Consider the following 22714-nt stretch of genomic DNA (forward strand, 5'->3'; position numbering starts at 1 on the left):
CTTGACGGATTCACCGGTTGCGGCAGCGTGACCGGCCCGGTATCCGAAAACCATTGCCGGACCGATGGTTCCGCCCGCCCCGCCGTAGGCACGGCCGGTCGCACCGGCCATCGCGTTGCCCGCGGCGAACAAGCCCGGGATCGGGTGACCGCTGACATGCAGCACCCGGCCGTCGTGGTCGGTGCGTGGCCCACCCTTGGTGCCCATCGATCCGACGTGAATCGGCACCGCATAGAAGGGAGCGGTATCGATGGGGCCCAATGTTTTTCCGGCCAGGGTGGTGGCGCGCTCGTCGCCCCAGTAACCGTCGTAGGCGCTGGAGCCGCGGCCGAAATCGGGGTCGGCACCGGCCGCCACGTTGCGGTTCCATCGCGCGACGGTGGCGGTCAGCCCGCCGGCGTCGATACCGGTTTTGGCGCCCAGTTCGGTGAGGTCGGCCGACTCGCAGAACCAGCCGGGAACCGGTTCGCCCGGTGCGATACCCAGAAAACCGTAGCTGTTCAGATGAACTGAGTCGAAAACCATCCAGGCGCGGTCGTTGACATAACCTTTACCCGGCTGCAGGTAATGGAAGGCGCCGGCCATCGAGTTGTACTCGCCCGCCTCGTTGACGAACCGGCGGCCCGCCTGGTTGACGATGATGCTGCGCGGGCGCGTTCGCTCCAACCGCACACTGCGGCTGCGCTGTCGGCCGTCGATAGTGTCGTCCGGAATCCGGACGATCGGTACCCACCACGCCTCGCCCATGTTCGCCAGGTCCGCACCCAGTGCCATCGCCATCCGCAGGCCGTCCCCGGTGTTGTTCGGCGGTGACACGGCACCGTGCATCGGTCCGCGCAGAAAAGCCTGTGACAGCACCGGATCCCATTCGAAGCCGCCGGTGCCCAGGACGACGCCACGGCGGGCGCGGACGGCGATGCTCCCGTCGGCCCCGTCGATCCGGACACCGGCGATGCCGTCGGCGTCGAGCAACAGTTCGGTGGCCCGTGCGCCGGTGCGCGGGGTCACCCCGATGTCGAGCAGCCCCTGCAGGAGACCGGCGATCAGTGCCGTCCCGGCCACGCAGACCTCCCCCTGCGCGTCCACGTCGGCGTGCAGACGTGCCCGGGTTTCGGCATCGAACCCGACGTTGGACCAGTCGGCCGGAAACGCGGTGATCCGATCGGCCCAGTCGCCGATCCGGCTGAGGTCGAATGGCGCCGCACCCAGGGAACGGCCCCCGGTGGGCTGCCCGCCCGGCAATTCCGGTTGGTAGTCGGGAAAACCGGCGGCCACCTCGAAGCGCAGGCCACTGTGGGACTCGACGAAGTCCAGCATCGCCGGCCCGGTCTGGACGAATGTCTCCACCAGTTCGTCGTCCATCGAACCGAACGACTGTGCGTGCAGGTACTGCAACGCCGCGTCCGGCGTCAATTCCCGGTCGGGACAACGGTTGTGGGACGGAATCCAGGCGATGCCACCGGAGACCGCCGTTGTGCCGCCGACGGTCTGCGCCTTCTCGAAGACTTGCACCGTGGCCCCGGCGACGGCTGCCGCCAACGCGGCGGTGAGCCCGGCGGCGCCGCTGCCGAGCACGACGACATCGAATTCCTGGTCCCAGTTGTGTCCTGACATGCGTGGTGTCCCTTCAGCTCAGCAGCGCCGACAACTTCTCGGCGGCCCGAATGACGGCATCCCGGCCCTGCATCACCACGTCTTCCCGGTGGGAGATCAGGTTGATGCACGTTGGCGGTGACGCCGCGGGCCGAGGCACCGCGACCGCCAAGCCGTAGGTGTTGGGTTCGATTTCGCCGTGGGTGGTCACCCACCCGCGCTGGCGCGCGGCGGTCACCAGATCGCGCTCGCCCGGGCGCGGGGGCATGCTCGCGAGCAGCGCGATCCCGGCTGCGCCGCGGTCCAGCGGATATCGGCTGCCTTCGTGGAAGGCGAGTTGATAGGGGACCTGCGTCGGCACGATCACCGCGAGCGCGACCTGCTCGTCGGCCTCGGCGACCAGTAGCGACACCGTGGTGCCCAGCTCGTCGGCCAGGCCGCGCAGCGTCGGGAGGCACAGTTGGCGCACGTTGTGATCGAAGGACGCGCCGAGGGTGGCCAGGCCGGCGGCCGGCCGGTACCGGCCGTCTTCACCCTTGGTGACCAGCCGGAACTGCGCCAATGTGGCCAGCAGCCGATACGCGATGGTCCGGTGCACACCGACCTGGTCGGCGACCTCCTGCATGGTCAGACCTGCGGGGGAAGCCGCGACCATCTGCAGCGCGCAGAGTCCGCGTGCCAACGTCTGGGAACCCGTCACGGTCTTGACAGACCTCGATGGGAGAGCCAAGCTCTATAAATAACGCACATTAGTGTGCGATATTAGCACACCGATTGTCGAAAATGAGAGTGTCGTTTCCCGCAGAGACCGGACAGAGAGGAACCGTGACGGAGTTCGAAAGCGTCTGGAGCGACCTGCAGGGCGTGGCGTTCGAGCAGGGCTACCTGACTGCGGGCGCAGTGCGCACCCGTTATCTGCGGGCCGGGGACCGCAGCCGGCCGGTATTGGTGTTGCTGCATGGCTCGGGTGGTCACGCCGAGGCCTATGTCCGCAACCTTGCCGCGCATGCCGAGCATTTCTGGACCTGGTCCATCGACATGCTGGGGCACGGGTACACCGACAAGCCCGGACATCCGCTCGAGATCCGCCACTACGTCGAGCACCTGATGGCCGTCGTGCGGGCGATCGGCGCGGACCGGATCAAGCTCAGCGGCGAGTCACTCGGCGGCTGGGTGGCCGCACGGGCCGCCATCGACCATCCCGATGTCATCGACCGGCTGGTACTGAACACAGCGGGTGGCTCACAAGCGGACCCGGAGGTGATGAAGCGGATCATCACGCTGTCCATGGCTGCCGCCGAGGACCCGACCTGGGAGACCGTGCAGGCGCGCATCAAGTGGTTGATGGCCGACAAGTCCAGGGATTACGACGACTTGGTGGCCAGCAGGCAACGCATCTACCGGCAACCTGGCTTCGTCGCTGCGATGCGCGACATCATGGCTTTGCAGGATCCGGAGATCCGGGCTCGAAACCTGTTGGGGCCGGCCGAATACGGCGCCATCACGGCGCCGACGCTGGTGCTCTGGACCAGCGACGACCCCACCGCCGACGTGCCTGAGGGCCGGCGCATCGCGTCGATGATTCCCGGCGCGCGATTCGAAGTGATGCCGGGCTGCGGTCACTGGCCGCAGTACGAGGATGCCAAGACGTTCAACCAGTTGCACATCGACTTCCTGCTGGACCGCTGATGGTGGGTGCCGATGGAGTCGAGACCGTCGACGTTCTGATAGTCGGTGCCGGCCCGGTCGGTCTGACCCTGGCGAACATCCTTGGCCTGCAGGGTGTTCGCACCCTCGTTGTCGAGGAACGGTCGACACTGATCGACTATCCGCGCGGGGTGGGACTGGACGACGAGGCACTGCGCACCTTTCAGTCGATCGGTCTGGTGGACCGCGTGCTACCGCATACCGTGCCGAACCAGATCTTGCGCTTCTATGACGGCAAGCGTCGGGTGCTGGCCGAGATGGCGCCCCCGGATGCCCGATTCGGGTGGCCCAAACGCAACGGCTTCGTCCAGCCGCTAGTCGACGCCGAATTGCTGCGCGGTCTGGAACGATTCGACCAGGTGCAGGTGCGCTGGAATCATCCGATGATCTCCTGTGTGCAGGGCGACGACGGGGTGCGTGTCGAACTCGAAGGCCCTGCGGGATCTGTCGGCGTGCGAGCACGATACGTCGTCGGTTGTGACGGAGGCCGCAGCAGGACCCGCGGCACGATGGGTGTGTCCTTCGACGGCACCACCTCCCCGACCCGGTGGCTGGTGATCGACATCGCCAACGATCCCCTGGGTCACCCCAACAGTGAGGTGGGGGCGGACCCGGAACGCCCGTATGCGTCGATCTCGATCGCGCACGGAATCAGGCGGTTCGAGTTCATGATTCACGCCCACGAAACCGATGAGCAGGCAGAGGATCCGGCGTTTCTGCACCGGATGCTCGCCCGGATGGTGCCGCACCCGGACCGGGTCGAGGTGATACGCCGGCGCGTCTATACCCATCACTCCCGCATCGCCGGCGCCTTCCGGAGTGGCCGGCTGCTGCTTGCCGGGGACGCGGCGCACCTGATGCCGGTGTGGCAGGGGCAGGGTTACAACAGCGGCATCCGCGACGCGGCCAACCTGGGCTGGAAACTCGCCGCGGTGGTCAAGGGCCAGGCCGATCCGGCATTGTTGGACAGCTATGACGTGGAACGACGCAAGCACGCCCGGGCCATGATCGACCTGTCGACCATGGTCGGCCGGGTCATCTCGCCGACCAACCGGAAGGTCGCCGCCGCGCGCGACCTCCTGATCCGATCGGCATCGATAGTGCCCACCCTCAAACGATACGTGCTCGAGATGCGCTTCAAACCGATGCCGCGGTACGAACAGGGCGCCGTTGTACACTCGAAACCAACTGATTCCCAGCATGATTCACCGGCCGGCACGCTGTTCATTCAGCCCCGGGTCGATACCCGCACGCAGCAGAATGTACTGCTCGACGAGGTGCTGGGCACCTGGTTCGCGGTGTTGTGCTGGAACAACAATCCGCGCAAGATTCTCGGTGAACGAGCCTTCGCGGATTGGAAGGCGTTGGGCGCCCGGTTCGTTGCGCTGCGCCCGCTGACCCAACTGCACTGGCCCGGGCACGACGATCCAGACGTGGTGGTTGTGGGGGATCGGACAGGCGATCTGAAGGCTTGGTTCGATATGCACGCAGAGTCGGTGTTGTTTCTGCGTCCGGACCGATGCATCGCCGGAGCGTGCATAGCGCAACGCTCGCCGGAGTTGAGCGCAGCGATCGTAACCGCTCTCACCCTGACGCCAGGAGGGGGTGAAGTCGACAGTGCCACTGGCTCTTTGCTGTATGTCCCACAGCCCGCTGCTGAATCTACCGGGGCCGCCGCAGAATCTGCTTGACGAAGTCGAAGCCGCGATCGGGCAGGCGCGGGCTTTTGTGGCGGACTATGACCCCGAACTCGTCGTCATCTTTTCCCCCGACCACTACAACGGTTTCTTCTACAAAGTGATGCCGCCGTTCTGTATCGGTATGCAGGCCAACGGAATCGGTGACTACGGCACCCACGCCGGGCCGCTGGACGTCGCCCAGGACATAGCCGGGGAATGTGCCAAGGCCATCCTCGGTGACGGAGTCGACATTGCGGTGTCCACCAGCATGGACGTGGATCACGGTACCGTTCAGCCGTTGGAGAAGTTGCTGGGGACCGCGACTGCCCGCCCGGTGATTCCGGTGTTCATCAACGCGATCGCGACGCCGCTGGGACCACTGCACCGCTGCCGCGCGCTGGGCACCGCTGTCGGCAAGTTCGTTGCCGCCCTCGACAAGCGGGTGCTGCTGATCGGGTCCGGGGGGCTCTCCCACAGCCCACCGGTACCGACGCTGGCGACCGCCGCGCCGGCGGTGCTGGAGCGGATCGTGCACGGCCGGCCCATGACCGCCGAACAACGGCAGGCCCGTCAGACCCAGGTCATCGAGGCCGCAAAGAATTTCGCCGGGGGAGACAGCAACCTGCAGCCTCTCAACCCGGCCTGGGATCACCGGTTCTTGGACATCATCGACAGCGGTCACCTCGCCGATCTCGACGGATGGTCGAACTCGTTCGTTACCCACGAGGGTGGCAGCTCCGCGCACGAAATCCGCACCTGGATAGCAGCATTCGCTGCGCTCGCTACCGTCGGGCCGTACCAGACCCCGCTCCGCTATTACAAGCAGGCCGCAGATCTGATTGCCGGTTTCGCGATCCGCACGGCGGTGCTCACATGACGGACGTGGCCTTCGACCAGGTGGTGGACGTGCTCGTAGTGGGCTCCGGCGGCGGCGGCATGACAGCCGCACTGACCGCGGACGCGTCCGGGCTCGACGTGCTGGTCGTCGAGAAGTCTCCGCAATTCGGCGGATCCACCGCGCTTTCCGGCGGTGGCATCTGGGTACCGGGGGCACCCGCCCAACGCCGGGCCGGCTACCTCCCGGATGCCGACGGCGTCGTCGACTACCTACGGCAGATCACCGACGGACTCGTCAGCGACGCACGGCTACGGCAATATGTCGAGTCGGGGCCGCTGATGCTGGAGTTCCTGGAGAAGCTCAGCCCGTGGCTCCAATTCGTCTGGAAGCCGGGCTATGCGGACTACTATCCGGAACTGCCGGGCGGATCCGAACTGGGCAGCACGATCAACGTCCCACCGATCGATCTGCGCGAACTCGGCGACGACGAGCAGCGCCTGCTGACCCCGCTCGCGTTGGCGCCCCGAGGAATCTGGCTGGGACCCAAGGAATTGCGATCCTTCTACCGGATCCGGCAGTCCTGGGCCGGCAAGGGCGTGCTGCTGAAACTGATCTCACGAATGGCGCGGGCCCGGCTGCTCGGTGAGCGGATGGCCGCGATCGGACAGTCGCTGGCGGCGCGGCTGCGCTTGGCGATGAAGGACCGCGGCATCCCGCTCTGGTTGGACACGCCGATGACGGAATTGCTCACCGGCGCCGACGGTTCCGTCCTCGGAGCAGTGGTGCAGCGGGAAGGCCGCCAGTGGCGGATCGGCGCGCGGCGCGGGGTGGTCCTGGCCTCCGGCGGCTTCGACCACGACATGGCCTGGCGTAAAGAACACCAGCCGGTGATCGACCAGGACTGGAGCTTCGGCAACCCGGCTGCGATGGGCGACGGCATCCGAGCCGGCCAACAGGTGGGTGCGGCCGCCGACCTGCTGGACGAGGCATGGTGGTTCCCCGCCATCCAATGGCCGGACGGGCGAATGCAATTCATGCTCAACGAGCGGATGATGCCCGCACAGTTCATCGTCAACGGCGCGGGCAAACGGTTCATCAACGAGGCAGCCCCCTACATGGATTTCGGTCACGCGATGATCGAGGGCCAGAAGTCCGGTGTCACGCACATCCCGTGCTGGCTCGTCACCGATCACCGTTCGTTCAACCGCTATGTCGTCGGCGGGCACCTGCCGATTCCGAAAGTGCCCGGGGCTCCGGTACCCACCGGACGCAAGGTGCCGGCCGCCTGGCTGGAATCCGGTGTCGTCAAGGCCGCATCGACGTGGGAGGAACTCGCCGCCAAGATCAGCGTTCCGGCGCAGCAACTTCGGGCCACCGCCACCCGTTTCAACGAGTTGGCGCGGCGGGGACACGACGACGACTTCAACCGTGGCGACAGCGTCTACGACAATTACTACGGCGATCCAACGCTGCCCAACCCCAACCTGTATCCACTGGGCGATCCGCCGTACTACGCGTTCCGGATCGTGCTGGGGGACCTGGGCACGTCCGGAGGCCTGCGCACCGACGAGTTCGCCCGGGTGCTGCGGGAGGACGACACCGTGGTGCCCGGCCTCTACGCGGTGGGCAACACGTCCGCACCGGTGATGGGGCGCAGCTACGCCGGCGCAGGTGCGACCATCGGACCCGCCATGACATTCGGTTTCGTCGCGGCCAAACACATTGCCGCACACGCCCTTGATCCCATAGGAGGTAGCAAATGAAAATCTCATTGTTCTACGAGTTCGCCCTACCGCGGCCCTGGGTGCCTGACGACGAGCGTCAGATGCTGCAGGACTGCCTGGACGAAGTCGAGGCCGCCGACAAGGCCGGGTTCTCGACGGTCTGGCTGACCGAGCACCACTTCCTCGAGGAGTACTGCCATTCCACCGCGCCGGAGATGTTTCTGGCCGCGGCGAGTCAGCGCACCAAGGACATCCGCCTGGGATTCGGCATCATGCACCTGCCGCCGGCGGTGAACCACCCCGCCCGCGTCGCCGAACGCATCGCCACCCTGGACTTGATCTCCAACGGCCGAGTGGAATTCGGCACCGGCGAGTCCTCGTCGGTGGGTGAGCTCGGCGGATTCAACATCGATCCCGCCGACAAGCGGGGACAGTGGGAGGAAGCGCTCGAAGTCTCGATCCGCTGCATGGTGGAGGAACCCTTCTCGGGGTTCAAGGGCAACCACATCGAGATGCCGGCCCGCAATGTCATTCCCAAGCCGCTGCAGAAGCCGCATCCGCCGGTCTGGGTGGCCTGCACTCGGCCGGCCAGCGTTCAAATGGCCGCCCAGAAGTGCATTGGCGCACTGAGTTTCGCCTACACCGGACCCGGACCGCTCACCGAGCGGGTCAACGGCTACTACAAGGAGTTCGAGGAGAACGGGGTTCCAGTGACTCCGCAGATCAACCCCAACATCCTGGCCATCGGCGGTGATTTGTCGATGATGGTCGCCAAGACCGACGAGCAGGCCCTCGAACGCCTCGGTCAGGGTGGTGGATTCTTCTCGTTCGGCATCATGCACTACTACATGACCGGCGTGCACACCCCGGGTCGCACCGGGGTGTGGGAACGCTATCTCGAAGAGGTCGAGAAGGACCCGACGCTGGCGTACGGCCCCGGTCGTGGCGCGATCGGATCGCCCACAACGGTGCGAGAGTTCCTGCGCGGCTACGAGGAGAGCGGTGTGGACGAGATCATCCTGCTGCTCAATCCGCGCAGCCACGAGGGGACCATGGAATCCATCGAACTGATGGGTAAAGAGGTACTGCCCGAATTCATCGAGCGGGATGCGAAGCAGGTGGCCGACAAAGCCGCCCGGCTGGCACCGGTCATCGAGAAGGTCGAGGCGCGCCGGCCGGAATCGACCATTCCCCCCTTCGACGAGCACTACTCCTTCGGTGGCCTGCCCACCGGGCGCGGCGGAAAGTTCACCGCCAGTGAGATTCCGGAGGCCATGGCCGAGATCAACGAAGGCCGCGTGCAGGCGGCGCAGCGGCTGAAGGAACAGGAAAAGGGCAAGAGCTGACCGTTGTCGCGAATCGACGAGCTGTGGCGCTACGACGGCCGCCGTGCGGTGGTGACGGGATGCGCGTCGGGCATCGGAGCACACCTGGTGCACCACCTCCACGAGCTGGGAGCCTCGGTGGTCGGACTCGACAAACGCCGACCGCCGGTGGAGCTCAGCGACTTTCATCACGTTGACCTGTCTGATCCGGCTTCGATCGACGGAGCTGTCGCTGCCATCGTCGGACCCGTCGACGTGCTGTTCAACGTCGCCGGTGTCTCGTCGGGTATCGGCGACCCGCAACTGGTCGTCACCATCAACTTCCTGGGACTGCGCCATCTCACCGAGGCGCTGATCCCCCGGATGACACCCGGTTCGTCGATCGTGAGCGTGTCGTCGTTGGCGGCATCGGGCTACCGGGAGCATCTGCGCGATGTCGCACCGCTGCTGCGCACCCCGACGATGCAGGAGGGCATCGAGTGGTGTCAGTCCCATCCGGACACGCTGGGAACCGGATACCAGCTGTCGAAGGAAGCCGTGATTCTCTATACGATGCGCACCGCGACCGACCTCGGTGCGCGCGGTATCCGGATCAACTGCACCGGACCGGGCGTCACTGAAACGCCGATTCTCGACCAGTTGCGCACCGCCTACGGCCCCGAATTCCTCGACGACATACCCAAGCCGCTGGGGCGGGTGGCTGATCCGATCGAACAAGCCGCAGTGCTGTTGTTCTTGAACAGCGGCGCCGCAAGCTATATTTCGGGCCAGGTCGTGTGGGTCGACGGCGGCAACGTCGGAGCTGCCATCGCCCGCGAACTCGAGGAAGGGCCGGCTTGATGGCTTCCATGACGGAATTTCGCCGGGTCGCAGCCGAACTCAGCAACTGGGGGCGGTGGGGCGACGATGACGAGTTGGGCACCTTGAACTTCATCACCGCAGCGAAGGTGCGCCAGTCCGCCGGGCTGGTCCGGCACGGCAAGGTGTTCCCGCTCGGTGTCGACTTCGGGTCTTCCGGACCGCAGGGTGCTTTCGGGTTCCGGCACAACCCCGTTCACGTAATGACAGTGGACGGTGGGGACGCACATACCTTGGTGAAGTACGGGTCCGGGTGGCAGCAGAACCCGACCGCTGATCAATTGAGCAGCTACTTCTCCGACAATCCGTTTCGCTTCAACGACGACATGATCATCATGCCGTTGCAGGCGGCGACCCAGTGGGATGCGTTGTCACATGTGTACTACGACGACCGGTTGTACAACGGATTTCCGGCGGACTCGGTGACCAGTCTGGGTGCTTACCATTGCGGCATCGACAAAGTCGACGTCAAGGGGATCACGTCGCGTGGTGTGCTTCTGGACTTGGTACGGCATCGGGGCGCGGAGGTGTTTCTCGAGCACGGAAACCCGATCACCCCCGAAGAATTGGACGAGGTAGCCCGGGCGCAGGGCGTGACCATCGAGCGCGGGGACATAGTCCTGGTTCGAACCGGTTGGTGGGCAAGGTTTCTGATGACCGGTGATAAAGTCGAACGCTTTTCGGGACTGGACTGGCGGTGCGCCCAGTGGTTGCATGACAACGAGGTCGCCGCGGTGGCGGCCGACAATCTTCAGGTCGAGGATCCGGTGTCCGGCGTCGACGGCCTGTTCCTGCCCTTCCACCTGTTGTGCCTGCGCGACATGGGCCTGATGCTCGGCGAGTACTGGGACCTCACCGCGCTGGCCGCCGACTGCGCCACCGACGGTGTCTACGAGTTCCAACTCATCGCGCCTCCGCTGCGGGTCACCGGCGGCGTGGGCTCGCCGGTCAATCCGATCGCCATCAAATGACGGGCGTCCATCGCCGAACGCTCGAAATCGACGGGCTGGCCACGAGTTATCTCGAAGCCGGGCACGGTGATGCGGTGGTGCTGCTGCACGGTGGTGAGTTCGGTGCCAGTGCAGAACTCGGCTGAAAGCACACCATCGGCGAGTTGGCGAAGCACTTCCGGGTGCTGGCCCCCGATCAACTCGGATTCGGCGGATCGGCCAAGGTCATCGACTTCGTCAACAGCCGGGCGATGCGTATCCGGCATGTGGCCCGGTTCTGTCAGGTGCTCGGTGTCGAGGCGGCGCATTTCGCCGGAAACTCGATGGGCGCCATCAATCTACTCACCGACATGACTTCGGATGCCCCGCTGCTGCCGGTGCGTAGTGTTGCGATCATCTGCGGTGGTGGGGAGATCCAGCAGAATCGCTACTTCGACGCCCTGCAGCAGTACGACGCGACCTTGCCGGCTATGCGCAACATCGTCGAGGCTCTCTTCTTCGACCCGAGCTATCCGGCCGACGAGGATTACGTGTGGCGCCGCTATGAGTCGAGCACAGCGCCCGGCGCGTGGGAAGCGGTGGCTGCGGCCCGCTTTCGCCGCCCCAATGCCGCGTCACCGGCCACGCCGTCGAGCGCGCGGGCGTACCAACGTATCCACGTGCCGACACTGGTCGTCGAGGGCGGCGGCGACAAGCTGCTCCCGCCGGGGTGGGCGGCGCAGATCGCCGAGCAGATAGCCGGTGGCCGTTCGGTGGTGGTCGATGGTGCCGGCCATTGTCCGCAGATCGAGCAGTCGGCGGCGGTCAACGAATTGTTGTTGGACCTTTTCGGCCGCTAGCCTGGACGGCGTCAGATCAGGTAATCCAGCCGCGTCATCATTCCTGCGTGTTGATGATATGTGTTGTGACAGTGCATCACCCACGTCCCGGGGTTATTGGCGATCAGGACGGCACGCATCTTCTGCTTCGGCAGCACGATGACGGTGTCTTTGCGAGCGCCGAGGGAGCCGTCTGATTTGACCACCTGGAATGTGTGGCCGTGCAGATGAATCGGGTGGTACATCATGGTGGGGTTGTCGAACACCAGGGTCGGCCGCTGGCCTTCTCGGATGTGCAGCGGTTTCGTCCTGCTGTACGGCTCGCCGTTGATCGTCCAGTCATACTTGGCCATCGTGCCGCCGAGTACGACCGGCAGTTCGAGGCCGGGGTCCGGTCGCCCGAGGTTGACCGATGTTGTGGCGGTGAACTTCTCGATGGTGCCGACACGGCGGGTGAGTTCCGCGGGCCGGAACCGGGGGTCGGGTGGACTGCCCATCCCGGTGGACAACAATGCCCGGGCGACGGCGTTCTTCCCCTCGGCGGCTGCGACGAGCGGGAAGACGCCGTCGGCCGCGGTCACGTAGACGTCGTAGCGCTCGGCCATGCCGATCAGCAACGCGTCGACCTGGGTGGGGATCACCGGGTAGCCGTCCGTGTGGGTGACCGTCATGGGGTGGCCCGCCAATGCGACCCGGAACGTGGTGTCCGAGGCGGTGTTGATGAGCCGGATTCGGATTCGTTGGCGGGGTTTGGCATTGAATGTTGTTGCGGCGTCCGAAATTCGTCCGTTGACTAGGTAGTAGGGGTAGGCGATGTCGCCGGCATCGCCGCCGAGTAAGTCGCTGGTGCCGACCTCACCTGCCGTTCCTTCCGGCATCCCTGGCATACCGGGCATCCCGCTGGTCGGGCTGGGCGGAGCCGAAGAGGCCGTCGTGGTCGACGTGGTCGTGGGTAGCGGTGGCGGGCTGGGTTGTCTGTTCGGGTCGGTCAGGGCTTCGTAGAGCTGCTGCGGTGACTTACCGACACCGTCGGTCCAATCATCGAGCACCACAATCCATTCCGCATCGTAGTGGCCCATTTCGGTCGGATCGTCGACGATGAACGGCAGGTAGAGACCTTTGTCGGCATCGAGACCGGTATGGGGGTGAGCCCAGTACGTTCCCGAATCCGGGACGGAGAACCGGTAGGTGAAGTTCTGGCCGGCAGGGATGTTCGGTGTCGCGGGTTCGGCGCCGTCCATGTCGTTGCGTATCGCCACGCCGTGCCAATGGACCGACGTGGGATGGTCGAGTCTGTTGGACACTGAGACGACGATCTCGTCGCCGATGGTGGACCGGATCAGCGGGCCCGGGATGCTGTCGCCGTAGGCGAACGTGTCGACGATCTTGCCGCCGATGTCGACCTTGGTCGCTTGCGGCGTGAGACTTGCTGTCACCGTGCGACCGCTGTGCGGACGGGTTGCTTCGGCCGCGGCGATGGCGCCGGACATCGTCGGCTTGGTGGTTACCGACCGTTCGCACGCGACGAGCGCCGCACCGCCGGCGATACCTGCGGCGATGAAGCCGCGTCTGCTGATCCGGGTCGTCTCGAAGGGGTTGCCGCTGGTCGGCAGTACCGGCATTGACAGCTCCTCTGATGCGTGGGCCTGGTCCTAGAGTGCGCCTTCTACCCTGCTCAGATGCGACGGATCTTGCAACTGTTGCGCAGGGTGGTCCGCGGGGGTATTAGACGAAATCCCACGCTGATCGGTTCCCTCGAATTTGGAGCGAATGATGTTCTGGCGCAACCGTTTATCGCTCATCTGGTTGTCGGTGGTGGTTCGTAGAATCATCGGTATGGCAACCAGTTCGCGCGATGAGATCGTGGCGGTCTTCGACGCGCTCGATGCTGGGGTGGATCGGTTGTGTGGGTTGTCGTTTGAGGTGTTGACCACCCCGGAGCGGTTGCGGGCCTTGCAGCGACTGGAACGGATGGCGCGCCGGTTGCGGGTCCCGCAGCACCCGTTGATCAATCAGCTCGCCGCCCAGGCCGACAAAACCGAGTTGGGGGGCACGTTGTGTGAGGCGCTGGCCACCCGGCTGGGCATCACCAAACCCTGCGCCGCCCGCCGCATCGCCGAGGCCGCCGATCTGGGCCCACGCCGCGCGCTGACCGGCCAACCCCTGGAGCCGGTGCTGACCGCGACCGCAGCCGGCCAGCGCGCCGGCCGCATCGGCGACGGTCAGATCACCGTGATCCGCGACTTCTTCAAACATCTACCCGCCACAGTCGATGCGTTGACCCGCGAGGCCGCCGAAGCTGACCTGGCCGACAAAGCCACCTGGCAACGCCCCGATGAGCTCGTCGGCTACGCCCAGCACATGATGAACTGCCTCAACCCTGACGGGGAATTCACCGACGAAGAACGCACCCGATCGCGCGGGATCACCCTGGGTGCCCAGCAGCGTGACGGCATGTCCACGATCAGCGGGCTGATCACCCCCGAACTACGGGCGGCGATCGAGGCACTGTGGGCCAAACTGGCCGCCCCCGGCATGGCCAACCCCGCCGACCAAGCCCCAGTCATCGACGGCGAACCCGACCCCGAAATCGCCAGCGCCGACCGGCGCAGCACCGCCCAGCGTCAGCACGACGCGACGCTGGCCGCCATCCGCGCGCTGTTCGCCTCCGGGGACCTGGGCACCCACCGCGGGCTGCCGGTCACCATCATCGTCACCACCACCCTGCACGACCTCGAAGCCGGTACCGGCACCGGGCGCACCAGCGGCGCCACCCTGCTCCCGATCACCGATGTCATCCGCATGGCCAGCCACGCCCACCACTACCTGGCGCTGTTCGATCACGCCAAACCGCTGGCGCTATACCACACCCAACGCCTGGCCTCACCGGCCCAACGCATCATGCTGCACGCCAAAGACCGCGGCTGCACCAAACCCGGCTGTAGCGCCCCCGCCTACCACAGCGATGTCCACCACGTCACCGCCTGGACCAAAACCCGACGCACCGACATCACCGACCTCACCCTGGCCTGCGGCATCCACAACCGCCTGGCCGAACACGGCTGGACCACCCGCACCAACACCCACGGCCACACCGAATGGCTCCCCCCACCCCACCAAGACCACGGCCAACCCAGAACCAACACCTACCACCACCCCGAAAAACTCCTCAACCCCGAACACGACGACGAACCGTAGCGCCGCCGGTGAAAAGCGTGTGCCACCAGCAGATTAACTGCGCTGTCCGCTGAGGACGCCATGAGTTACGCACTGCGCGGAAGGGGCGAACGCAAGCGGCCTTCGAGCGGTTGGGCGGCGCTGACCCCGGCCGAACTAGATGTGGCCCGTCTTGTCAGCGATGGACTGGCCAATAAGGACATCGCTGCGCGCATGTTCATCTCCCGCGTGCAATTGGCGCAAGAAGCCGTGCGTCAGAACGCTATTCCGGGAAAGCATCGCCGACCGGACTATCGGTCCGCGTTGCCGTCAGTCGTACGGCCGGGTATTCGTCGCCGACAGCGGCTCTTAAATCAACTGCTTGACTTAATACCTGTATCGCCGATTAACTCGACGGGTGACCAACGAACTGACGGATAAGGTTGCCGTCATCACCGGCGGTGCTTCAGGCATCGGACGCGGGCTCGTGGAGCGGTTTGTCGCCGAGGGCGCGCGGGTGGTGATGGCCGACATCGACACTGCCAACGGCGAGGCCCTGGCCAAGGCGCTGGGACCGAACGCCGTGTTTCACCGCACCGATGTGTCGGACCCCGAACAGGTCACTGCGCTGGTGGCGGCGACGGTCGACACGTTCGGTGGGCTGCATGTCATGGTGAACAACGCCGGGATCTCCAGCCCGCTGGGCCGTCTGCTCGACGACGACTTCTCGAACTTCCACCGCGTGATGGCGGTCAACGTGCTGGGGGTGATGGTCGGCACCCGAGACGCTGCCCGGCACATGGCCGCCCATGGCGGTGGCTCCATCATCAACATCAGCTCGATCGGCGGGATCCTGGCCGGCGGTGGCGTCGCGACCTACCGGGCTTCCAAAGCGGCCGTCATCCAGTTCACCAAATCGGCGGCAATCGAATTGGCGTATAACGAGATTCGCGTGAACGCGATTGCGCCCGGCAACATCCCGACCCCGATCCTGGCGTCGTCCGCCGCCGGTATGGACCCGGCGGAATTGGAGCGGTTCGAGGCGAACATCCGACAGACGATGCGCGACGACCGGCCGCTGAAGCGGGAGGGCACACCCGATGACGTCGCCGAGGCGGCGCTGTACTTCGCCACTGAGCGGTCGCGCTACGTCACAGGGACGGTGCTGCCCGTGGACGGTGGAACGGTGGCCGGCAAGGTGATTCGGTCACGGAAGCGCGAAACATAAGCGCGGGACGCAACGACATGCTGCGCACCGTGTTCCGCATCGCCCTCGGTGCCTTCCTGATCTTCGCCGGCGTCGGCCACCTCAGCTTCGCCCGGACCACGTTCTACGCACAAGTTCCGCAGTGGCTGCCGGTGAGCGCCGATTTCGTCGTCATCGCCTCGGGTGTCGTCGAGCTAGCGCTGGGAGCCGCCCTGCTGGGACCCACCCGGTGGCGGGTGCCGGTCGGGTGGCTGGTTGCGCTTTTCTTCGTGCTGGTCTTTCCGGGCAATATCTCCCAGTTCGTCACGCACACGGACGCATTCGGGCTCGATTCCGACCTGGCCCGTGGCGTCCGGTTGCTGTTTCAGCCGCTCCTGGTGATCTGGGCCCTATGGTGCACCGGCGCGTGGACGGCGTGGCGGAACCGCAGATCCCAGGGCGGCTAGCGACCCGTTACCTCTTCTTGGCCGGCAGGATCGCCGACGCCATCACCTTCGGCGCCCGGTCCCACACCCGGTGCATCCCGAGGGCTGCCAGCAGTGCCGCGGTAGCTTCCTTGTCGACGTCGTCGGAGACCAGCACCCCGGGGTCGTCGGCAGAGATGCCGGCCTGCTGCAGCACGGCAACCCCGTCGCCCCAGGCCGCCACCGGCTTGCAGTGCCGGAATGCCTCCTGCAGCAGAGTCACCAGCTTGATGTCCCCGCTGGGCGTGGTTCCGGCGGCGACGATCACGGCGTCGAATTCGATGGACCGAGCGGTCAGTAAGGTGCGTTCCACGATCTCAATCCGTCTGCCCGACTTCAGTTTTCCGCCTACCGGTGCGGTGAGCAGCGGGACGGCGCCTGCGGCCAGCACAGCCTTCACCAATTTCGAGACGCCCGCGAGGTCCGACCCCGCGTCGGCGATGATGCCGACCTTGCGGCCGTCGACCGGCCCGGGCTCGGTGTACACCTGGGACAATGCCGCTGAGGTGGTGACGTCCTTCGGCGGATTACCTTTCGGCGCAGGCAATCCCAGCCCGGCAGCGACCTGCTCGCACAGGTCGGTGTCGACGTTGGCGAGCACCTGCAGTTCGCGTTCTTTGATCTCCTGCTCGTAGCACTTGCCGAGTTCGAAGGTGAACGCCTCGATGACGTGCAGTTGTTCGACGCGGCTGAGGCTGCGGTAGAAGATCGCGGCCTGGCTGAAGTGATCGTCGAACGAGGCGGGGTTCTCCCGGACGGTCGGGCCCTGGACCGCCCGCGGCGTCTGCACGTAGCCACCGTCGTCGACACCGGCCACCTCGGGTTCACCGTCGTCAATGCTGTTGGGACGGTACGGGGCCAGCCCTTCGTGGATTGCCGTCTGATGCATGCCGTCGCGCAGCATGTCGTTGACCGGGCAGTGCGGTCGGTTGATCGGCAACTGCGTGAAGTTAGGCCCGCCCAGCCGGGTCAGCTGGGTGTCGAGGTAGGAGAACAACCGAGCCTGCATCAGTGGATCGTTGGTCGGCTCGATACCGGGAACCAGGTTGCCGGTGTGAAATGCGACCTGTTCGGTTTCGGCGAAATAGTTGGTGGGATTGCGATTCAGCGTGAGCTTGCCGATCAGGGTGACCGGAACCAGTTCCTCCGGAACGAGTTTCGTCGGATCGAGCAGATCGATTCCTTCGTAAGTATCGGTGCCGTCGTCCGGCATCACCTGAATGCCGAGTTCGTATTCGAGGAAAGCGCCGGCGTCGATCGCATCGGCCATGTCGCGGCGGTGGAAGTCCGGATCGCATCCGGCGGCGATCTGCGCTTCCTCCCACACCAGCGAATGCACGCCGGCCGCCGGCTTCCAGTGGAACTTGACCAGACTGGTCTTGCCCTTCCGGTTCACCAACCGGAAGGTGTGCACGCCGAATCCCTCCATGGTGCGGTACGAGCGCGGGATACCGCGGTCACTCATGTTCCAGAACACGTGATGGGTGGCCTCGGTGTGCAGTGACACGAAATCCCAGAAGGTGTCATGGGCGGATTGCGCCTGCGGGATCTCCCGGTCCGGGTGGGGCTTCGCGGCGTGCACGACGTCTGGGAATTTGATGCCGTCCTGGATGAAGAACACGGGAATGTTGTTGCCTACCAAGTCGAAGTTGCCTTCGTCGGTGTAGAACTTCACCGCGAAACCGCGGGTGTCGCGCACCGTGTCGGCCGATCCGCGCGAGCCGAGAACCGTGGAGAAACGGCAGAAGACGTCAGTTTTCCGGCCTTTGCGGGCCAGGAAGCCGGCTCGGGTGTAGTCCGAGGCATTGCCGTATGCCTCGAAGACGCCGTGCGCTGCGGCGCCTCGGGCGTGCACCACACGCTCTGGAATGCGCTCGTGGTCGAAATGGGTGATCTTTTCCCGGAGATGGAAGTCTTCGAGCAGGCTGGGCCCGCGGTTACCGGCTTTGAGCGAGTGATCGGTGTCGGGCAGGCGCACACCCTGTGCGGTGGTGAGGAACTTGCCCTGCTGGGAACGCGGGTCGGCCTCGAGGTCGTCGCCGTTGGTGGCGCCGGTCGGGCTGGTGCGGCGCGGGGTGGATTGGGAGGGCTTGCGGGCGGGGGGCATCTCGAACTCCTGGGCTGTTTGTTGTTATAGGCGCGGGTTGCCGGTTTTATTGCGCTGAAACGCTGTGATTGCCCGGCGGTGCGCGGACGGCTGCGGTTCGCACCGGGCATCCGTCGTCCTGGCGGACGATAAAGCCTTGTTCCTCAAACGCGGACAGCCAGCCCTCCATCGGCCACCATCCCCAGCGCTGGTGGAAAATCGCCGCATTGCGCAGGATGTCGTCGAGGTGATCCACGGGCGGATCGGCCACGGGATGGTACTGGTGAAACGCGTGTGCCCCGCCCACCCAACGCATCGGCACTCCACGGGCTGCAGCGCATTGAGCAAAGTCGGTGTCCTCACCACCGTAGCCGCGGTACCTGGCGCAGAACCCCCCGATTTCCTGCCAGACACCGCAGTTCACCGCGAAGGACAACGACCAGAACAACGAGTAGTCCACGGTGTCGAGGACGGTGCCGTCCTGGGGCGCCGGTCGGGCCGGATGCGGATCTGGGTGCGCGCACAGTTGTGCGATGACGTAGCCACCTGGCCCCGGGGGCTGCAGGTATGTGACGGGTCCGCACAGGAGTGCGGAGGCGTGCTCCGGCCGGCGTGCGACGTCCAGGTAGCGCTCGATCAGCGTGGCGCCCGGGATGCAGTCGACGTCAAGAAAGATCAGCAGCTCAGCACCGTGTTCCTGCGCGGTCTGCGCGCCGAGATTGCGTGCCGATCCGATCGGCAGCGGCGGCGGTGCCGGACAGTCGACGACGATCGCCGGCGCGCCTACCGCAGCTACGGTTTCGGCGACGGCGGGATCGCCGAGCGCGACGACGACGTGGGTGTCCGGCATCAGGGTGCTGCGAGCCAATCCCTCCAGTTGCCGCTGCAGGTGCGCGCCCCGGCCGTGCACGGTGGTGATGACAGCGGTCCTCATGCTGCGCTCGGGCTGCATCGTTGCGCGGTGGCTTCGATGGCGGTGGCGGCACGCGCGGCGGCACCCTCGACTTGCCAGCGGCGCCAGCGGTCCGGGTCGCTCGAAGAGGCGTGCGCCAGTAGCGCGGGCCAGGCTCGTGCATTGGGCGAGCTCTTGGCGACCACCGCGAGTCGATGCCGCTTGAGCACATTCGCGGTGGCTTTCTGCTCGTCGAAGGGCCGCGGCTCGGGGACGACGACTGCTGGTCGTCGTGCGGCGGCGACGTCGGCCACCGACCCTTGACCCGCGTGCGTCACGACCACATCCGCGGCACAGATCTGCGGCCACGGATCTGCGGTCCAGGAACCGCTACCGCCGCCCAGCGCGGTCCAGGTGAAGCCGGGATAGGTTGCCGCGCAATCCTCTAACGCCGCACCGAACGTGCCGTCGGCTCCGCCGAGGACCAGCACCCGCATGCCCTCCGGTGATGTCGCCGTGCGTACCCGCCCGCCGGAAGTGCAGTCAGAGCGGTCCTCGAATCGACTGATGCCGCCGACGTAACTGGTCTTGTCCTCGTAAGGCCGCAACCAGGACGGCACGCACAGGTCTCGCGGCCACGCCGCCACGATGTGATCGGCGAGCCGGTGCACCAGCAGATGTGGGGCGTCAACACGCTTGCCGGGCAACGCCATCACGATCACCGGCACGCCGAGCAGCCGAACGAAGGTCGCCACTTCGACCGACACGTCGACGACGACGGCCGCCGGTTGCGCTCGCCCGACCCAGCTCGCGATCTCGTGCATCCGCGCAGTGGACCCGGGGTCGTGATGGGGCGCCCAGTGCAGGGCGCCGTGCGCAGTGGGCTCGCCAACCGCGACCGCCGCGTCGTCACGCGACAATCTCACGATCGCCGAAAAGGGGTGTGGCTGAGCGATATCCAGCGATGTCAGCGCCGTCACCGGATACTGCATTCGGGCGCAGATACTGGCCGCCCGCGCCAGATGTCCGAAACCTTGGTGGTGGATGTAGTAGCCGATCATCGGACCTACCCGTCGAGTCATCAATCATGTGGCGGTACACGTCGCAGTAGGCGCTGACCATCGCCTTCGACGAGCAGCGGCGAACAGCGTGATCGCGTACCTGTTTTCGGGGGAGCCGGACCGCCGCTGCGACGGCGTCCGCCATCGCCGGCACGTCATCGGTGGCGACCAACCGGCCGACGTTGTCGTCGACGAGTTCGGGAATGCCGCCGCGGGCGAACGCCACGACCGGGGTGCCGCACGCCATCGCTTCGGCGACTACCAGACCATACGGTTCGTCCCAGGCCGGGGTGACCAGCGCCGCGGCGGCCGCGCCCACCAGATCGGCCAACTGGTCGTGGTCGAGATGGCCGGCGTAGCGAACGCCGTCGTCCAATTCCGGAGCCACGCGTTCGGTGAAATATCGCGGGTCGCTGATGGGACCCGCCAGATTCAGCCGCCGCCCGCTCCGGCGGGCGGCGGCAATCGCGAGATGTGGCGCTTTTTCCGGGGTTATCCGGCCGAACCACACCAGGTCCGGCCCACCGGCACCGAGCGGCCATTGTGCGGTGTCGATTCCGTTGGGCACCACGGTGACCCGGCCGATCGTGTGTCGCCACGACGCAGCGGTGTGGTGCGACACGGCGGCGAAGCGGCCGCAGTCACCGTTGGCGGCGTCGATCGCCGACTCCAGCCACGGCGTCGGCGGCGTATGGACGGTGGTCAGCATCGGCGCCGGCAGCATCGAGGCCATCGCGACCGGAAGGTAATGCAGGCTGTGGTTGTGGATCACGTCGAATTCGTCCTTGCCGGGCCCGGCCAGCCACATCATCAGCGACAGATAGGCGTGGTGGTCGGCCATGAACGCCGGAGCCGGCATCGAGACATCACCGCGGGCCGCCTCGGACAAACCCAGCGGACGCAGATCCAGAGAGCGGCATTGCAATGCGGTGTCCGAATCCGGCGCGGCGAACAGCGAGACTTGGCAGCCGCCGGCAGCCAGGCCGCGTGCCAGCTGGAAAACATGTGCCTCCAGCCCGCCGGCAAAGGGCTGGCGGATCGGGAACCGGTTGGATGCGATCAGCGCGACATGCAACGGTGCGGTCATGCCAGCACGCTCTGGTAGATGTCCTGGTGGGCTTCGGCGAGTTGACGACGTTCGGCACGGCGCTGCGCCCAGGTCGCGCGCGGAGCGGGTTCACCGGCTGCCCAGCGCAGGTAGGCATCGTTGATCGCCCGGTCGAGGGACGATTCGTCGAAGGTGTGCTCGTCGAACTCGAACACGCCACACGGTCGCTGCTGGTGATAGAACCCGCAACTGGGCGCCACGACGGCGGTGCCCAGATCAAAGCATGCCTCCAGCCACCCCGAATGGGTGCCGAACCGGTACGGCAGCACCGAGACCGCAAGGGAGGCAAGGTATTCCCAGAGTTCGTCGTCGGAGAAGTACGGGTGCACCCGCACGTCCAGTTGCGGATGGCCGCGATAGTCCAGCAGGGCAAACCCGATCTCCGGTGCGAACCAGTGGTTGGCCGGATCGAAGATCTCGTCGTGCACGTTGATCTGCAACACCGCGTCGGGGAAAGCCGGCACGATCTCGGCAAGGGCGGCTATCACCGGCAGTGGATCCATATTGGCGCGCACACTCTTGACGTGCACGCCGACCACGAACCTGTCGCGAGGTGTGCGGGGAAGATCGATGCGTCGCCGATCCAGCACATGCGGATGCGGCAATACCCGCGCGTGCCGCTGCCACCGTTGCCGGATCAGTTCTGCCGCACCGGGAGTCAGTGTGATCAACTCGTCGGCGGCCGCGATCAGCACATCCTGCTGCTCGGCGTGGGCGCCCGGTTCGGGGTGGTGGGGGTTACGCAGATCGTGCACGGTGTACACCAGCGGCTTGTGCCGCATCTGCAGTTCCCGGACCACGTCGTTCAGCACCTCAGGCCCAATCGCGTCGAAGCCGAAATGGACATGGAACACGTCGAACAGTTCGTGGTGAGCACTGACCCACCCGCGTTCGAGCATCAGCGGCGGCCACCAGCCGCCGGGCACCGTACAACCGTCAGCTGGTACCGGATCATCGAGTCGCACAACGGAATCCGCGTAATGATCAGTCAGGTGCCGCACGTAGACGTGCGACGCGGGAACCGAAGCGACACGCAAGACAATTCCTTCCGCGACCGAGGTGAAGAAGAGAACGATCGCGCCGGAATCTCGGGCAGCCACCGCTGGCTGCGGCCCAGCCGCGATCTCGTTCCTGCTGATTGAAGAACAAAGCCCCTGCGTAGTACCCGCGATCAAGGGGGCCAAACGCCGGCCGATGCAGTGACCTGGCGGTCCGTTTGCGGGGAGCGATTACGGGTACGAAAAGGCG

At 65.8% G+C, this 22714-nt stretch carries 19 protein-coding genes and 1 pseudogene; 12 read left to right on the forward strand and 8 right to left on the reverse strand.

What is annotated here, in order from left to right; translation table 11 throughout:
- Together AC5Y6Y_RS18325 and AC5Y6Y_RS18330 are read right to left on the reverse strand one after the other, a co-directional pair.
- Positions 1–1614, reverse strand: a 1614-nt coding sequence (locus AC5Y6Y_RS18325) for an FAD-dependent oxidoreductase (protein ID WP_499919702.1), incomplete at its 3' end; no start/stop codon positions are given.
- A 13-nt stretch (positions 1615–1627) separates the two neighbouring features.
- Positions 1628–2293: an IclR family transcriptional regulator gene (locus AC5Y6Y_RS18330; RefSeq protein WP_499919703.1), complete on the reverse strand. Its 666-nt coding sequence runs from the start codon at positions 2291–2293 to the stop codon at positions 1628–1630.
- Positions 2294–2418: 125 nt separating this feature from the next.
- Between AC5Y6Y_RS18330 and AC5Y6Y_RS18335 the strand changes: the two genes are divergently transcribed.
- The 8 genes and pseudogenes from AC5Y6Y_RS18335 (at position 2419) to AC5Y6Y_RS18370 (ending at position 11513) form a co-directional block, all read left to right on the forward strand.
- On the forward strand, positions 2419–3282 hold the full coding sequence (locus AC5Y6Y_RS18335) for an alpha/beta fold hydrolase (RefSeq protein WP_463827198.1): 864 nt from the start codon (positions 2419–2421) through the stop codon (positions 3280–3282).
- A complete protein-coding gene (locus AC5Y6Y_RS18340) occupies positions 3282–4991 on the forward strand; it encodes a bifunctional 3-(3-hydroxy-phenyl)propionate/3-hydroxycinnamic acid hydroxylase (RefSeq protein ID WP_499919705.1) in 1710 nt (569 codons plus the stop codon). The genes AC5Y6Y_RS18335 and AC5Y6Y_RS18340 overlap by 1 nt, the downstream gene beginning before the upstream one ends.
- Positions 4939–5856, forward strand: coding sequence for a 3-carboxyethylcatechol 2,3-dioxygenase (locus AC5Y6Y_RS18345; RefSeq protein ID WP_499919706.1), 918 nt, complete (start codon positions 4939–4941; stop codon positions 5854–5856). Before AC5Y6Y_RS18340 ends, AC5Y6Y_RS18345 begins: the two co-directional genes overlap by 53 nt.
- Positions 5853–7580 carry an FAD-binding protein gene (locus AC5Y6Y_RS18350; RefSeq protein ID WP_463827201.1) on the forward strand — a complete coding sequence of 576 codons (1728 nt, stop codon included), beginning with the start codon at positions 5853–5855 and terminating at the stop codon, positions 7578–7580. Before AC5Y6Y_RS18345 ends, AC5Y6Y_RS18350 begins: the two co-directional genes overlap by 4 nt.
- The gene (locus AC5Y6Y_RS18355; protein WP_499919708.1) at positions 7577–8887 is read left to right on the forward strand and encodes an LLM class flavin-dependent oxidoreductase; all 1311 of its coding nucleotides are present in this window, start codon (positions 7577–7579) and stop codon (positions 8885–8887) included. The genes AC5Y6Y_RS18350 and AC5Y6Y_RS18355 overlap by 4 nt, the downstream gene beginning before the upstream one ends.
- A 3-nt stretch (positions 8888–8890) precedes the next feature.
- Positions 8891–9706, forward strand: a complete 816-nt coding sequence (locus AC5Y6Y_RS18360; protein WP_463827203.1) for a coniferyl-alcohol dehydrogenase — start codon at positions 8891–8893, stop codon at positions 9704–9706.
- Positions 9706–10695, forward strand: coding sequence for a cyclase family protein (locus AC5Y6Y_RS18365; protein WP_463827204.1), 990 nt, complete (start codon positions 9706–9708; stop codon positions 10693–10695). The genes AC5Y6Y_RS18360 and AC5Y6Y_RS18365 overlap by 1 nt, the downstream gene beginning before the upstream one ends.
- Positions 10692–11513: pseudogene (locus tag AC5Y6Y_RS18370) on the forward strand (alpha/beta fold hydrolase). The gene AC5Y6Y_RS18365 and the pseudogene AC5Y6Y_RS18370 overlap by 4 nt, the downstream one beginning before the upstream one ends.
- Positions 11514–11524: 11 nt before the next feature.
- Here the strand turns inward: AC5Y6Y_RS18370 and AC5Y6Y_RS18375 are convergent.
- Complete coding sequence (locus AC5Y6Y_RS18375) at positions 11525–13114, reverse strand: multicopper oxidase family protein (RefSeq protein WP_499919711.1); 1590 nt, start codon at positions 13112–13114, stop codon at positions 11525–11527.
- Between the two features lie 214 nt (positions 13115–13328).
- Between AC5Y6Y_RS18375 and AC5Y6Y_RS18380 the strand changes: the two genes are divergently transcribed.
- Genes AC5Y6Y_RS18380 through AC5Y6Y_RS18395 form a run of 4 tightly spaced genes read left to right on the forward strand, consistent with a single transcriptional unit; the run spans position 13329 to position 16301 of the window.
- Positions 13329–14690 (forward strand): HNH endonuclease signature motif containing protein, encoded by a 1362-nt coding sequence (locus AC5Y6Y_RS18380; protein ID WP_499930130.1) that lies wholly within the window; start codon positions 13329–13331, stop codon positions 14688–14690.
- 60 nt (positions 14691–14750) lie between these two features.
- Positions 14751–15089 carry a LuxR C-terminal-related transcriptional regulator gene (locus AC5Y6Y_RS18385; RefSeq protein ID WP_499930131.1) on the forward strand — a complete coding sequence of 113 codons (339 nt, stop codon included), beginning with the start codon at positions 14751–14753 and terminating at the stop codon, positions 15087–15089.
- On the forward strand, positions 15067–15876 hold the full coding sequence (locus tag AC5Y6Y_RS18390; RefSeq protein WP_499919248.1) for an SDR family NAD(P)-dependent oxidoreductase: 810 nt from the start codon (positions 15067–15069) through the stop codon (positions 15874–15876). Before AC5Y6Y_RS18385 ends, AC5Y6Y_RS18390 begins: the two co-directional genes overlap by 23 nt.
- A 17-nt stretch (positions 15877–15893) precedes the next feature.
- Complete coding sequence (locus tag AC5Y6Y_RS18395) at positions 15894–16301, forward strand: DoxX family protein (RefSeq protein WP_499919246.1); 408 nt, start codon at positions 15894–15896, stop codon at positions 16299–16301.
- Between the two features lie 7 nt (positions 16302–16308).
- On the opposite strand, the gene AC5Y6Y_RS18400 is transcribed toward AC5Y6Y_RS18395, so the two are convergent.
- Genes AC5Y6Y_RS18400 through AC5Y6Y_RS18420 form a run of 5 tightly spaced genes read right to left on the reverse strand, consistent with a single transcriptional unit; the run spans position 16309 to position 22509 of the window.
- Positions 16309–18426: a catalase gene (locus AC5Y6Y_RS18400; protein ID WP_499919245.1), complete on the reverse strand. Its 2118-nt coding sequence runs from the start codon at positions 18424–18426 to the stop codon at positions 16309–16311.
- A gap of 46 nt (positions 18427–18472) precedes the next feature.
- Positions 18473–19339, reverse strand: a complete 867-nt coding sequence (locus AC5Y6Y_RS18405) for a glycosyltransferase family 2 protein (protein ID WP_499919243.1) — start codon at positions 19337–19339, stop codon at positions 18473–18475.
- A complete protein-coding gene (locus tag AC5Y6Y_RS18410; protein WP_499930132.1) occupies positions 19336–20223 on the reverse strand; it encodes a glycosyltransferase in 888 nt (295 codons plus the stop codon). The genes AC5Y6Y_RS18405 and AC5Y6Y_RS18410 overlap by 4 nt, the downstream gene beginning before the upstream one ends.
- Entirely contained in the window at positions 20207–21445 is a 1239-nt protein-coding gene (locus AC5Y6Y_RS18415; RefSeq protein WP_499930133.1) for a glycosyltransferase, read from the reverse strand. Before AC5Y6Y_RS18415 ends, AC5Y6Y_RS18410 begins: the two co-directional genes overlap by 17 nt.
- Positions 21442–22509 carry a glycosyltransferase family protein gene (locus AC5Y6Y_RS18420; RefSeq protein ID WP_499919256.1) on the reverse strand — a complete coding sequence of 356 codons (1068 nt, stop codon included), beginning with the start codon at positions 22507–22509 and terminating at the stop codon, positions 21442–21444. The genes AC5Y6Y_RS18415 and AC5Y6Y_RS18420 overlap by 4 nt, the downstream gene beginning before the upstream one ends.
- Between the last annotated feature and the right edge of the window lie 205 nt (positions 22510–22714).

The sequence above is a fragment of the Mycobacterium sp. NGS24 genome (assembly GCF_059813065.1).